General features: G+C 49.6%; 13 protein-coding genes. 9 read left to right on the forward strand and 4 right to left on the reverse strand.

Annotated features, from left to right (window positions below):
* Positions 1-9 precede the first annotated feature (9 nt).
* Positions 10-348, forward strand: a complete 339-nt coding sequence (locus MK185_06985) for a hypothetical protein (protein ID MCH2040361.1) — start codon at positions 10-12, stop codon at positions 346-348.
* Positions 349-356: 8 nt separating this feature from the next.
* Here MK185_06985 and MK185_06990 read toward each other — a convergent pair whose 3' ends face one another.
* The gene (locus tag MK185_06990; protein ID MCH2040362.1) at positions 357-1,289 is read right to left on the reverse strand and encodes a diguanylate cyclase; all 933 of its coding nucleotides are present in this window, start codon (positions 1,287-1,289) and stop codon (positions 357-359) included.
* Between the two features lie 251 nt (positions 1,290-1,540).
* On the opposite strand from MK185_06990, the gene MK185_06995 reads away from it, so the two are divergent.
* From MK185_06995 to MK185_07015, 5 genes are all read left to right on the forward strand, one after another.
* A complete protein-coding gene (locus tag MK185_06995; GenBank protein MCH2040363.1) occupies positions 1,541-2,323 on the forward strand; it encodes a glucosaminidase domain-containing protein in 783 nt (260 codons plus the stop codon).
* Positions 2,324-2,329: 6 nt separating this feature from the next.
* The gene (locus tag MK185_07000; protein ID MCH2040364.1) at positions 2,330-2,707 is read left to right on the forward strand and encodes a PilZ domain-containing protein; all 378 of its coding nucleotides are present in this window, start codon (positions 2,330-2,332) and stop codon (positions 2,705-2,707) included.
* 193 nt (positions 2,708-2,900) lie between these two features.
* Positions 2,901-4,085, forward strand: coding sequence for an acetate kinase (locus MK185_07005; protein ID MCH2040365.1), 1,185 nt, complete (start codon positions 2,901-2,903; stop codon positions 4,083-4,085).
* Positions 4,078-6,207, forward strand: a complete 2,130-nt coding sequence (gene pta, locus MK185_07010) for a phosphate acetyltransferase (protein ID MCH2040366.1) — start codon at positions 4,078-4,080, stop codon at positions 6,205-6,207. The genes MK185_07005 and pta overlap by 8 nt, the downstream gene beginning before the upstream one ends.
* A 19-nt stretch (positions 6,208-6,226) precedes the next feature.
* The gene (locus MK185_07015; protein ID MCH2040367.1) at positions 6,227-7,105 is read left to right on the forward strand and encodes an acyltransferase; all 879 of its coding nucleotides are present in this window, start codon (positions 6,227-6,229) and stop codon (positions 7,103-7,105) included.
* 41 nt (positions 7,106-7,146) lie between these two features.
* Here MK185_07015 and MK185_07020 read toward each other — a convergent pair whose 3' ends face one another.
* Complete coding sequence (locus MK185_07020; protein ID MCH2040368.1) at positions 7,147-8,409, reverse strand: GGDEF domain-containing protein; 1,263 nt, start codon at positions 8,407-8,409, stop codon at positions 7,147-7,149.
* A gap of 107 nt (positions 8,410-8,516) precedes the next feature.
* Between MK185_07020 and cysK the strand changes: the two genes are divergently transcribed.
* On the forward strand, positions 8,517-9,464 hold the full coding sequence (cysK, locus tag MK185_07025) for a cysteine synthase A (protein ID MCH2040369.1): 948 nt from the start codon (positions 8,517-8,519) through the stop codon (positions 9,462-9,464).
* Positions 9,454-10,074, forward strand: a complete 621-nt coding sequence (locus tag MK185_07030; GenBank protein MCH2040370.1) for an alpha-ketoglutarate-dependent dioxygenase AlkB — start codon at positions 9,454-9,456, stop codon at positions 10,072-10,074. Before cysK ends, MK185_07030 begins: the two co-directional genes overlap by 11 nt.
* 13 nt (positions 10,075-10,087) lie before the next feature.
* Here MK185_07030 and MK185_07035 read toward each other — a convergent pair whose 3' ends face one another.
* Both MK185_07035 and MK185_07040 read right to left on the reverse strand, forming a co-directional pair.
* Positions 10,088-11,098, reverse strand: coding sequence for a hypothetical protein (locus MK185_07035; GenBank protein MCH2040371.1), 1,011 nt, complete (start codon positions 11,096-11,098; stop codon positions 10,088-10,090).
* Between the two features lie 8 nt (positions 11,099-11,106).
* Positions 11,107-11,976, reverse strand: coding sequence for a cation diffusion facilitator family transporter (locus MK185_07040; protein ID MCH2040372.1), 870 nt, complete (start codon positions 11,974-11,976; stop codon positions 11,107-11,109).
* Positions 11,977-12,203: 227 nt separating this feature from the next.
* On the opposite strand from MK185_07040, the gene MK185_07045 reads away from it, so the two are divergent.
* A complete protein-coding gene (locus MK185_07045; protein MCH2040373.1) occupies positions 12,204-13,073 on the forward strand; it encodes a response regulator in 870 nt (289 codons plus the stop codon).
* Positions 13,074-13,244: the final 171 nt, after the last annotated feature.

Raw genomic sequence — 13,244 nt, forward strand, 5'->3', positions numbered from 1 at the left:
GGAGGAAGTATGAGTCTCATCACCATCACCCAAGCCAGCGCACTGATTTGGGATCTGTTGAAAACGCTTGAGGATTGTTATTGGGAAGCCAGCAGCTGTCGGGAAAAAGATCAGGTGTTCAACCTGATTCAGATTCTGAATGCAGAATACATGGAGTTGGCCAAAGTCAGCATCCAGGATCATCACTACGAATATGAGGTCATCACAACCAGCAAAGAGATGCTGCAACAAACACTGATCGAGTTTCAGCAAATTTCCAGCAGCATAACGCATCGACACAGCACCGCTGTCAAACTGCGCAAGCTACTCAACCAAATGGCATCTAACCTGGCTGGTCAGCACAGTTGAGCAACCGCTCAACCGGGTACCAGCAAACGAACAGCCGCCAGATCCACGGTTTCACTGAATTGGTCGCGCCCTGCCGATTTGGCTGTGTAGAGTGCTTCATCCGCCGCCTCTAACAACAAATGCCAGTCTTCCCCGGCCTTCGGTTCACTCCAGGCCAGTCCCTGACTCAATGTAAGATGCGGTGCCGTCAAAGAGCCATGATGCTCTATCCTCAGGTCATTGATTGTCTGCTGTAAGCGCTTCGCCACGACCTCTAACCCTTCTAGCTGGATCGACGGCAGCACCACGGCAAACTCCTCGCCGCCGTACCTTGCAACCAGATCGCGAGGTCGCTGGGCACAACTTTTTAATGCGGCCGCAACACGAGTCAATACATCGTCGCCTGCCGGATGCCCGTAAAAATCGTTGTATTGTTTGAAATGATCGATATCGATCATGATCAGCCCCAGATTACCGGCTTCCCGCTGAGCACGCCCCCACTCTGCGGCAAGAAACCGATCGAGATATCGTCGGTTGGCGATGTTCGTCAAACTATCTGTTGTCGACAACGCCTCCAACCGAGCAACTTCGAGCCGGCGCCCCAACTGAGCTTTCACTCGTGCCAATACCAGTACCGGATTAATAGGTTTACGAACGTAGTCGACCGCACCGCTAAGAAGAGCCTCGACCTCAAAACGTTCGTCAGCCTCACCCATTAATAAAACATCACAATGACGGGTCTGCGGATGACTGCGCCAACGATTCAGCAGCGCTGGCATATCCTCAGTGAAGTCGCGCTGAAGAATTAATAAATCGGGGGTGTGTGACGGCTCGCTTAACCAGTAATCCAGTTGCTCCTGGCGAATCACACTGACGGTGTCCGCTTCTGCCGCCAACAGGTCGCCCAGTTGAGCCTGAACGGCCAGGGCCTGATCGGCAATGATAATAATTGGCTGAGACATAGTTGAATTTCTTTTTGTCTGTTCCTCTGCAGCTATCGGCCAGCATACACGAAACTTGCGCGCTGTTAATAAAAATACACACAAAGTGCCTAGACAATAACAAATTAATAAGAAACATACGTTCATTCAAAGCTATCACGCCCTTAAATGCCTCACCAAAACCGCATCAAACAACGGTGCTATGTGAAGCTCTGCGGTTAATGAACGAATCCGGTATACTGCGATCACACTCTCTACTTCATATTCTAAAAATGCTGAAACAGTCTCTGATTAAAATGACGCTATTGTCGTTACTTCTGGCCTCAACCGCGTGTGATAACGCACCTCAGTCTGAAACAAAAACAACTGCACACACCAATCCGCAGCTACCGGACTTTGCTGCTTTTCAGGATGTAAAAGAGAAAAAGCGCGCATTTTTTGGCTTTCTGAAACCTCTGATCGCCCAGGCAAATAAAGATGTGTTGCTTGAACGAAACACCATCGAGATATTGAGTAAAAAAGCAGAGCTGGATGAAACAGAGCAAAAGACTCTGAAGGCACTGTTGAAGAAGTACCGGGTCAAAGCGAGTGACAAGGCGCAGCAATTTACGGAATTGAGCCAGAAAGTGCATATTATTCCGCCATCACTGGTATTGGCACAAGCGGCAAATGAGTCCGCCTGGGGTACCTCTCGCTTCGCTAAACAGGGTAATAATCTGTTCGGTCAGTGGTGCTTTAGTAAAGGTTGCGGCCTGGTTCCGACGTCACGGAATAGTGGCGCATCACATGAGGTGGCAAAATTCGATAGCCCCTATGGTTCTGTTGTCAGTTATATACGTAACCTCAACAGTCATCCGAGTTACGCAGAGCTGCGCCAGTTACGAATGCAGGAGTTGAACGACAAAAACAATAGCACCGGTATGACTCTGGCTGCAGGTTTACTAAAATACTCCGAACGCGGTGAAGAATACGTTAAAGAAATTCGTGCCATGATTCGCCACAATAAGCTTGCCGAGTACGATGAACCGCAGGACAAAGAGCAACCTCAGGGATAATGTTTTATGGCTGACAATGAACGCCGCTTTCGCAAACGCTACGATGCCGCCCCCTTAAAACTGGAAATACGTAAACTGAATTTATTCGGTCGCGCCGGAAAAAGGCATCAGGCTATTGCGCGGGATTTTTCTCTCGGCGGCGTATCGATTGTTTCTCCGATAAAAATGAAAACAGGTAAAGACCTGCTGATCTCACTGACCAGTGATGATCACAGTTTACAATCGGTGCCTGCGACTGTGATTCGGGCAGAACAACAAGATGGCGATTTCGTTTACGCAATTAAGTTTTCAATGGGAAAGATTCCAGAGGCGGCCAGCCGCGGCGCCTATACCATATTACAGCGACTGGAAATCAATCTGCGCGAAGCCGGCAACCATCCGTGATGATTCACTCTCCTCGCATTTTATGCCGTAAAATATTTACCTGGGAGAACACGGCAGTGTTGATTTACCACCAGACTTGAGGCTGTTACATTAAGCCCGGTTTTGGTTCGAGCAGCGATAGCTGCAAAAACCGGAAATCAGTAGTCTTCTGCTATTAAGAAATTTCAGCCAACGTTTTATCTGGGGACCATCAGTGGATCAGTCCGTACTCGTCATTAATTGTGGTAGTTCTTCAATTAAATTTGCCCTTTATCCAAATGCCAATGCAAGCCAACCCAGCATCAAGGCCCTTGCAGAAAGGCTGGGCGAGCAATCACCGCTTGTCTCCATTAAAGGCGATATCAACGAACATATTTCGCTGCCCGCTGGCAGTGCCCACCAAGAGGCACTATCTACGTTTTTAGACACGTGCAAAAACCAGCTTCAGCATCTGGTGGGGATTGGTCATCGTGTGGTGCACGGTGGTGAAACGTTCAGCGAGAGCACGCTATTAGACGCCGACACGATTGCCCAATTACATCGGGTATCGGATCTGGCGCCACTGCACAATCCAGTGAACTTGTTAGGTATCGAGCTGTGTCAGCAATTACGTCCGGAATTACCCAATATTGCAGTATTTGATACTGCGTTTCATCAGACCATGGATGAACAAGCCTATCTGTACGCGGTGCCCTATGATTGGTACCAGAATGCCGGCGTTCGACGATACGGCTTCCACGGAACCAGCTATCGCTATGTCAGTGCCGAGGCGGCTCGCCTGTTAAATCGCGACCCCAACCAACTAAATATGATCATTGCCCACCTGGGGAACGGCTGCAGTGCTTGCGCTGTTGCTAATGGGCGTTCAGTCGATACCACCATGGGGCTGACGCCGCTGGAAGGCTTAGTGATGGGTTCGCGCAGTGGCGATATCGACCCCGGCATGATCGATTACATGGTGCATCATCAGGGAAAGACACTGGAACAGGTCAGCAGCGATCTCAACCGCAACAGTGGCCTGAAAGGTTTATCAGGCCTGAGTAATGATATGCGTACCTTGTTGCAAGCCGAAGCAGATGGAGACCACAACGCTAAACGCGCAGTGGATGTATTTTGTTTCCGAGCTGCCCGTCAGCTGGCTGGATTAGCCGCCTCACTGCCAAGTATTGATGCGATGGTATTCACTGGAGGCATCGGCGAACACGCCAACGTTGTTCGCCAGCGCATTCTGTCAGCCTGGCGCTCGGCCGCTTTCAGACTCGATCACGATTTAAACAATGCCAATGGTGATCAGGCAGGCAGAATTACCGTATCAGGATCACCATTAGCGATGGTGGTTGCCACCGATGAAGAACGAATGATTGCTCAGGACACTTACCAACTGGTGAACCATGATTAATGTTGTAATAGCGCCAACCGGCCTGGAAAGCGGCCTCACTACCATCAGCTTGGGCCTTATCCGTGCCCTTGATGCGCGAGGCCTGAAAGTGGGGTTTGTGAAACCAGTGGCGCCATCGTATGCCTCCAGCGAGCGTTCCACTCACCTGGTTCGCACTGTTTTACACCTGCAAACCCCAGACCCGATGCAACTGAATCTGGTGCAACAACGCATCAGTGACGGCTTGTTGGATCGTGTTCTGGAAGACGTTGTTGCCCTGCATGATCAAGTGGCTCAGGACTGCGATGTTGTACTGATAGAAGGATTGGCACCGGACCGGTCGGAGCCCTATACCGCCAAATTAAACGCAGAGATGGCCAAAGCATTAAATGCTGACGTACTGTTGGTTGCCAATGGCCAGGACCGCAGCGCGGCCAAAATTAGTTCGGATCTGAAACTGCAATACGGAATATACGGCGGTAATAAAGCAAACCTATTGGGTTCTATCATCAATAAAGTTGGTAGCGCTCCGTTACAGTCTGGCATTCCCTCTGCTGAAACTGCCACTCAGGTAACCACCCACCCGCTGTGCAGTGAAGAGGAATGCTGGCAGCTGGGTACCGAGCGGTGCCCGGTTGTAGGCGTTATTCCATGGCAGGCTGAGTTACTGAGTCCCCGCATGCTGGATATTGCCCGTACGTTAAAAGCAAAAGTTTTGAGCGAAGGTGACCTTGATAAACGCCGCGTATTACGTACCGCGCTTTGTGCTCGCACCCTGCCCAATATGGTTGAGACTTTGCGACCGGGTACCCTGCTGGTAACTCCGGGCGATCGTGATGACGTTATCGTTGCAGCCGCGATGGCCGCAACCAATGGTACTCCGTTAGCCGGCTTGTTGCTGACCAGTGGTTTGGTGCCGAGTCAGGGCATTATTGACTTGTGCCAAAACGCTCTGAAAACCGGCATACCGATTTTACAATCCGAACTGGATACTTTCACAACCGCTGAACAATTGTCCCGCATGGACACACACGTTCCTATTGATGATGTTGATAGAGTTCAGCGGATCATGGAATCTGTCACCAATCATCTCAACAGCGACTTACTGCTCGATCGTCTCGGTACACCTCACCCAAGTCGGCTATCGCCAGCGGCATTTCGTTACCAGATCGTTGCCAAAGCCTGTTCTGATAAACAGCGCATCGTGTTACCGGAGGGTGACGAACCGAGGACTGTGCAGGCGGCAGCTATATGCCAACGTCGCGGCATAGCGGATTGTGTGTTGTTGGCTGAACGCGAAAAAGTTGAGCAGGTTGCTCACGCTCATGAAATTGAATTGCCTGAGGACTTGCAAATCATCGATCCTTCCGATGTTCGCGAGCACTACGTGCCCCATATGGTGGAACTGAGAAAGCACAAACAGCTCACGGAACCGATGGCACTCGCTCAGCTCGAAGACACAGTGGTGTTGGGAACCATGATGCTGGCACAAGACGATGTAGACGGTCTGGTCAGTGGTGCCGTTCACACCACCGCCAATACCATCAGACCCGCACTGCAGCTGATTAAAACAGCACCGGGTGCCAAACTGGTGTCCTCCGTATTCTTTATGGGCTTACCAGATCAGGTGCTGGTGTATGGCGATTGTGCCGTTAATCCCGATCCGAACGCTCACGAGCTGGCTGACATTGCTATTCAAAGTGCAGCATCGGCCACAGCAATGGGTATATCACCAAAAGTGGCGATGCTCAGCTACTCCACGGGTCAGTCCGGCAGCGGTGCTGATGTTGAAAAAGTGCGCCAGGCAACTGAACTGGTGCGTCAGACACAACCACAACTGACGGTTGATGGTCCATTGCAATATGATGCAGCAACAACCAAATCCGTGGCAAAATCGAAAGCGCCGGACAGCGCTGTAGCCGGTCAGGCCACTGTGTTAATCTTCCCCGATCTGAATACCGGCAATACAACTTACAAAGCTGTGCAGCGCAGCGCCAACGTCATCAGTATTGGGCCTATGTTGCAGGGCTTGGCGAAGCCGGTGAATGATTTATCACGGGGTGCTCTGGTGGAAGACATTGTTTACACCATCGCGCTTACCGCGATTCAGGCTCAGCAAAGAAAGACAAAAACAGAACAATAAAGAAAGGACAATCAGCGTTATGCAACCGCTTGTAACCGGCATCATTGCCAGTACGTTATTGCTAATCAACGTTTTATTCTGGGTAACCCTGCTCATGGCGTTATTGTTATTGAGCAAAGTCATCCGGGTTTCTGCCATTCGCAAAGTGATCAGTCGAATGATGACGGGCGTCGCCATTTGCTGGGTGTATTGCAATAGCGGCTGGATGCGCCTGACGCAAAAAATGGACTGGGATATCCGACTCCCCGAGGGCCTGGACAAACACGGTTGGTATTTTGTAGTGAGCAACCACCAATCATGGGTAGACATTCTGTTGTTGCAACATACCCTAAAAGGCCGCGCGCCGTTCCTCAAGTTCTTTCTGAAACAGGAGCTTATTAAGGTACCCATTATGGGAGCTGCATGGTGGGCTCTGGATTTCCCATTTATGAAACGTTACAGCAAAGCGTATTTGGAAAAACACCCGGAGATGCGTGGTAAAGACCTTGAGACAACCCGACAGGCCTGTGAAAAATTTAAAGAAATTCCCACATCGGTGGTCAATTATCTTGAGGGCACCCGCTTTACCCAGCACAAACATGAAAAACAGCAGTCGCCTTTTAAATATCTACTGAAACCCAAAAGTGGCGGAATGGCCTTTGCTATGAGCGCGATGGGTGATCAATTTAAATCGATTATCGACGTCACCATCCATTACCCCGATGGCATTCCGACATTCTGGGATTTTCTTCAAGGCAAGATGAAGCGCTGCACTGTGCTCGTGGAAGAAAAACCAATCCCCGAAGAATTGCGACATGGTGACTATGAAAATGACGAAGCGTTCAGACAGAGTTTTCAACAGTGGGTACAACAATTATGGCAAGCGAAAGATCAGAGTCTGACTGAATTAACCAGCTAACGGACCAAGAATAACGCATAGAGGCAACGACTCAGCGGCTTCTATTCGTTATTCAGCACAACATTCCGACCGGCACTCTTTGCCTGATATAGGCGCTGGTCGGCAAGGCGAATCAAATCTTCCGGCTGTTCATGAGGCTGTGGTCTCTGGCAGGCGATACCTGCGCTTATCGTTACGATCCCCATTTCACTATTACGATGCTCAATCGCCAGTTCTTCAATCGCCTGGCGTACATTGTTTGCCAGGTCCAGTGCGCCCTGCTCTTCCATCTGTGGCAACAGGATGACAAATTCTTCACCACCGTACCGAGCACATAAATCAGTTGAACGGCGACAACCATCTGAGATGCTGGCGGCAATTCGTCGTAAACACTCGTCCCCCCTCTGGTGTCCATAAGTATCGTTGTACGCCTTAAAGGCATCGACATCGATCATCACCAGTGCCAACGACTCATTATTCCTCTGACAACGACGCCATTCGGAGTCAAATACCTGCTCAAAATGCCGGCGGTTGGCGATTTGAGTCATACTGTCTGTAGTTGATAGTAACTGCAACTTACGGGTTAAAATCTGCAAACGATCGGCCTCAAGACCAAGAATACGATTCTTTATATAGTCACTGCGGAAAGCAGCTTCCATGACGTAGGCTAAATACCCTCCCATGACCACCAGCACCAACCAGAATGTCAGAAAGTAAGGCTGCAGCGACATGATAATGCGACCGGCTTCCGAGGTGTCTGTCGACAAATCGATCTGACCGTAAATCAGAATGTAAACCAGAACCATAAAGACCGAAGTAACCAAAAAGCTGCGGTAGCTCAGTCGCATGGAAACCATGGCGAACATTTGAATTGGTAATAGCCCCAGGTGATAGGCATAGCGGGCTAAGCCTTCGAGCAGATAAATAAAATAGATAACCGATACACCCACCACGGTAATACCTACAGCAGTGAGCGGGATGATGTAACTCCCCAGCTGCGATCGTGGAATCCAGATAACCCCCGCAAACAAAATGGCGGTGATGCAGCAACGAATCGTCAACAGCTTATACGCATGCTCGCCACCGATGTAAAAGTCTGACCAGGCAAAGGCCAGATAGACCAGCAACCCTGCGGCAATAATTTTAATATCAGCATCAAGAAAACCGCGATTACGATGACGCAGATATTGTTTTTCGATGTCTGACGAGAAGCGCAACGAACGAGCACTGGCCTTGAGAACCTGATTCAGCCGGTTGATCTGTTCCTCAACAGCCCTTAAGGTAGCACTTTTATTTTTTTCTGACCGGTGACTGGATTTCAGCACAGGCTCTCCCTGACCAAATGCGGTGCCAGATCATACACACAAGCTGACAACAAAGGATGACATTGACTAAGTCTAGATGACATCCGCGACAAAGTACTGAGGAATTTATGAAGGTTTACGAGGACATCAGCCAATCCATCGGCAACACGCCATTGGTGCGTATCAGCAAACTGACCAACCATCCCAGAGTTTACGCAAAACTCGAGAACCGCAACCCGGCACAATCTGTAAAGTGTCGCATTGGCGCTAATATGATCTGGCAGGCCGAGCAGGACGGAAAACTGAAGCCCGGCATGGAAATCATTGAACCAACGAGCGGTAACACCGGTATTGCGCTTGCGTTCGTGGGCGCCGCACGAGGCTATAAAGTAACTCTGGCTATGCCAGAAACCATGAGCCTGGAACGCCGCAAAGTGATGCAAGCACTGGGAGCAAACCTGGTATTAACCGAAGGTGCAAAAGGCATGCGCGGCGCCGTCGAGAAAGCGGGTGAGCTTCTGGCCGAAGCACCGGAACAACGCATCATGCTGCAGCAGTTTGAGAACCCGGCAAATCCGGCAATTCATGAAAAAACAACCGGCCCGGAAATCTGGCAAGATACCGATGGTGAAGTGGATGTAGTGGTAGCGGGTGTTGGTACCGGTGGTACCATTTCAGGTGTTTCGCGCTACATCAAACAGCACAAAGCCATCACTTCCGTTGCCGTTGAGCCGACGGATTCACCGATTATCAGCCAAACTCGTGAAGGTGATACGATTAAACCAGCCCCACACAAAATCCAGGGGATCGGCGCGAATTTCATCCCGAAAAACCTAGATATCGATATCCTTGACCGCGTTGAAACCGTCAGCAACGACGAAGCGATAGAAATGACACATCGCTTAATGGCTGAAGAGGGCATCCTGGCCGGTATTTCATGCGGTGCCGCGATGGAGGCTGCGCTTCGGCTGGCAGAAGAAGAGGCATTTAAGGACAAAACCATCGTCGTTATCTTGCCAGACTCTGGTGAGCGCTACCTTACCTCTCCACTGTTCGCTGGCCGCTTTGACTCCTGATCATAACGATGTGCCTGGGATTAAGCAGTCTCAGGCGCAGCATCTGTTGGATGGTGATCTGGCCTATTACCCGTCAGCGTTCACAGCTGTTCAGGCTAACCGGATCTACCAATTGCTGCGCCAGGAAATTCACTGGCAGCAAGAAGAGATTTGTATTTACGGTAAAACTCACCTTATTCCACGTATGCAATGTTGGATCGGAGATCCTCATTGCAGTTATCGCTATTCAGGCAAAACGTTCTTTCCATTCCCATGGCCAACAACCTGCCAACAACTGCTGAACAGAGTTAATGAAATTTCCGACGTGAAATTTAACAGCGTGTTGGCTAATTGGTATCGCTCCGGCATGGATCATATGGGCTGGCACAGTGATGACGAACCTGAACTGGGTTCTGAGGCAGTGATCGCGTCGTTAAGTTTTGGCGATTGTCGCGATTTTGCACTGCGAAGAGTCGGTGAAACCCGGCAGCACACTAAGATTCCGCTGAACAATGGCAGTTTGTTGTTGATGAAAGCCGGAATGCAACAGCGTTGGCAGCATGCGCTACCACAACGGAAAAAACAAAGCCTGGCCCGGATAAATCTGACCTTCAGAAAAATAATCGCCTGATCAGGCGCGTTTATCATTCTGAAAATACGGTTTCGATTCGGAACATAATTACCGGCGTACTCTCGTATTCAGTTTCCGACGTCCAGATAAACTCCGGAGATACCTCAGCAAATACGTAGTTTTTCCAAATCTGTCGGCGGTAACGTACCCCCGCTGCATAGGCGTTGAACGTCGCTGTTTTTTCCGTATTGCCAGAAGCACTGGCAACAAAACCCAGTGCGGCTTTCTTACTCAGGCGATGATACAAACCCGCTCCGTAGCTCAGCGTGAAATAATCATCGTTCAGTAAATAGTCAGCCCGAGCACTTAAACGAAACTGTTTTTCGATATTAATCGGGTAATTCCCCTGCACCCGACTTGTTTCTCTCCAGCCTTCCTTAGTGAAATAAGACACCACCTGAGTGATCTTCATTTCCCATTCGGAAAAATAGCTGTAGCGACGCGCACGAAAACGCACAAACGGATCCGGTGGCAAACCCCATTTAATTCCGGCATCAACGTTGGTTTTCCACTTATCCGATTCATTAATGATGAAACGCAGTGCCGCGGTGTAATCCACATTTTCAACACTCTCAATCGGGTCGGCCTCACGGGCATCTGCTTCTTCATCCGATTCAAGCAGCAGATTCAAGCGCTCATTTGTATTAGGAAACACCATTTTAACGCTGATACCGAATTTATAATCAACCGGCTTACCAAGCTCACGCCGGGTATAGAGCGACAACTTGGCACGACTGCCTTTGACATCATCGGTAGTGATATCTTCACTGAAAAAAGTATCGACAAAGAACGTATCGATATCTCCGGATATACTATCAAGATAACGCACCAGCCAATCACGAGAGCGATCCATCGCATCCTCGGACACAGGGATGTCCTCGACATTCGATAGCTCATCCTCCGGGTCCGTAGGAAGGTCAAACTCAAGATCTTGTGCGAGATAAACAGGCTCGGTTAAGGCCGCAACATAAGCGCTCATCAGCACACCGATAACAGCAGCGGTTCCTTGCCGTACTAACGTCATATTAAAAACTACACCGGGTCCTGATGAATTAAAATTTCTGCACGCGGAAAGCACTGTTGGATGGCAAGATTCACTTTTTCACCCGCCTGATGCGCCTGTAATAAGGGCTGTTGCCCGTCTAATTCGAGGTGAAACTGAATAAACTGAACACTGCCAGCCTGCCGGGTTTTTAAGTCATGCACCCCTTTCACACCGGGCTGCGACAAAATGATTTCTTTAATCTCTCGTTCCTGATCATCGGCCAATGCCTCGTCCATCAGTACACCCAAAGCCAGCTTGGCAATGCTGTAGACACTGCGAAGTAAAATCAGAGCAATTAACAGAGCAATACACGGATCCAGCCAATCAACACCAAGATATGCACCCAGTAAGGCAACCACAACCGCAAGATTGATAAGAATATCGCTGGCGTAGTGCTCCGAGTCAGCCTTAACCGCTAACGAGCCGGTTTGTTTCACCACCCAGCGCTGATAACCGACAAGCACCAGCGTCAACAATGTCGAAAACAGCATAACGGCCAAACTTTCGGGTAACGCCTGCAGAGGCTGGGGATTGAGGAGCCGCTCTGAAACGTGTAACAACAGAATCGTCACTGAACCTGCAATAAAAGCCGCTTGTATCAGAGCAGCAATGCCCTCTGCCTTCGAATGCCCAAACGGATGATCATCATCAGCTGGCATTAATGCATACCGTATTGCAAAGAAATTGATAACCGATGCCACGATATCCATCAGAGAGTCGAGCATAGATGACAACACACTGGTGGAACCACTTAACCACCATATGCCCAGCTTCACCAACAACAGCAGAGTGGCAACCGCCATGGATGCGAAAGCAGCCGTCTTAATGAGTTGGTCATGGGAACGGACAATCTGCATCTGACTCTCTTGAGTAGGAAATAGAAACCCGACTATATAATAATCTGCTGACGGCGAGTAGTTACGTTGGTGAGAACGGACTGCGCCTGCCAACACGCTGGTTTTGTCCACATCCATGTTTGTGGCCAACATCACATCCACTGCCGCTGACCCGAATCGGCCCTTGACCTGTCTGACTCGAATTGTTCTTATACTTTGCTGTTATCAGTACATTTTCAGGAACAGAAATGGCTATTAAAAACGCTCTGGTGGTCGACGACTCCAAATCCGCTCGCATGATGTTACAGCGCCTGCTCGGGCGAATGAATGTGAAAGCAGAAGCCGTTGAAAGCGCTGAGGCCGCGCTCATGTTTCTGGATAAGTCACAACCTGATGTCATCTTTATGGACCATATGATGCCGGGTATGGATGGCCTGGAAGCCACTCAGCTGATCAAGTCCAACCCAAAGACATCCACCATACCCACCATTATGTACACGTCAAAAGAAGGTGAGGAATACTTCGATATTGCCCGTTCTCACGGAGCGGAAGGCGTGCTGGCGAAACCGGCCAATCAAGAGGCGGTAATGGCGGTTATCGAGTCACTCGATGAACCGGCCGCCAATGATGAACGTGAAACTAATCAGCCCGATGGAATCGCACTGGTTGAAGTTGATAAGCTGGTTCAGAAACATCTGAAGCTGGCGATTACAGAAGCGAAAGCAGAAATTGCTGCAGGACTGGACAGCTCAACCCAACAATTGCAAAGCGCTCAGTTCCATCAGCTGGAGCAGATTCAGTCTCACGTTCGCCAACAACATGAAAACCTGCAAACCGAGTTGAAACAATCGCTTGATCCGCAAACGATCTACAAGGCGACCTTGCCGCTCAATCAGCGACTTGCTGCGGCCGTTGCCGATAAGGTCAATAAAAAAGCAGCGGACGATCTGGTTACCGTTATTCGAACGAACAAAGCAGAAAATGAAGCACTGATTGCCAGCCAAACTCAAAATTTGCAAAAGCAGATACAGCAAGCCAGTCTGAAAGCCATGATCATCGGCGCAGTGATTGGTGGCGGAATTGGCGCGATGGCAGCCGTTGCGATGACCCTTATCTGACGGAAAAATACAATCCTTCAGGCCAAGATACTGATCTTGGTCTGATACCCCACCTGACAACAGACTCAAATCCAACAGTTTTCCGGTATGGCCCAAGCGTACCTTTTCATTCCCGTTACAGATAATTACACTTAGACATGCATTTTCACAAAAGATTAATAAATCGATCAG

This window comes from Saccharospirillaceae bacterium (assembly GCA_022448365.1).
GTDB lineage: Bacteria > Pseudomonadota > Gammaproteobacteria > Pseudomonadales > Oceanobacteraceae > Bacterioplanoides.

What these genes read in the sequence shown, in the direction of transcription:
- MK185_06985 (MCH2040361.1), top strand. Translation starts at nt 10, where the DNA reads ATGAGTCTCATCACCATCACCCAAGCCAGCGCACTGATTTGGGATCTG.
- MK185_06990 (MCH2040362.1), bottom strand. Translation starts at nt 1,289, where the DNA reads ATGTCTCAGCCAATTATTATCATTGCCGATCAGGCCCTGGCCGTTCAG.
- MK185_06995 (MCH2040363.1), top strand. Translation starts at nt 1,541, where the DNA reads ATGCTGAAACAGTCTCTGATTAAAATGACGCTATTGTCGTTACTTCTG.
- MK185_07000 (MCH2040364.1), top strand. Translation starts at nt 2,330, where the DNA reads ATGGCTGACAATGAACGCCGCTTTCGCAAACGCTACGATGCCGCCCCC.
- pta (MCH2040366.1), top strand. Translation starts at nt 4,078, where the DNA reads ATGATTAATGTTGTAATAGCGCCAACCGGCCTGGAAAGCGGCCTCACT.
- MK185_07015 (MCH2040367.1), top strand. Translation starts at nt 6,227, where the DNA reads ATGCAACCGCTTGTAACCGGCATCATTGCCAGTACGTTATTGCTAATC.
- cysK (MCH2040369.1), top strand. Translation starts at nt 8,517, where the DNA reads ATGAAGGTTTACGAGGACATCAGCCAATCCATCGGCAACACGCCATTG.
- MK185_07035 (MCH2040371.1), bottom strand. Translation starts at nt 11,098, where the DNA reads ATGACGTTAGTACGGCAAGGAACCGCTGCTGTTATCGGTGTGCTGATG.
- MK185_07040 (MCH2040372.1), bottom strand. Translation starts at nt 11,976, where the DNA reads ATGCAGATTGTCCGTTCCCATGACCAACTCATTAAGACGGCTGCTTTC.
- MK185_07045 (MCH2040373.1), top strand. Translation starts at nt 12,204, where the DNA reads ATGGCTATTAAAAACGCTCTGGTGGTCGACGACTCCAAATCCGCTCGC.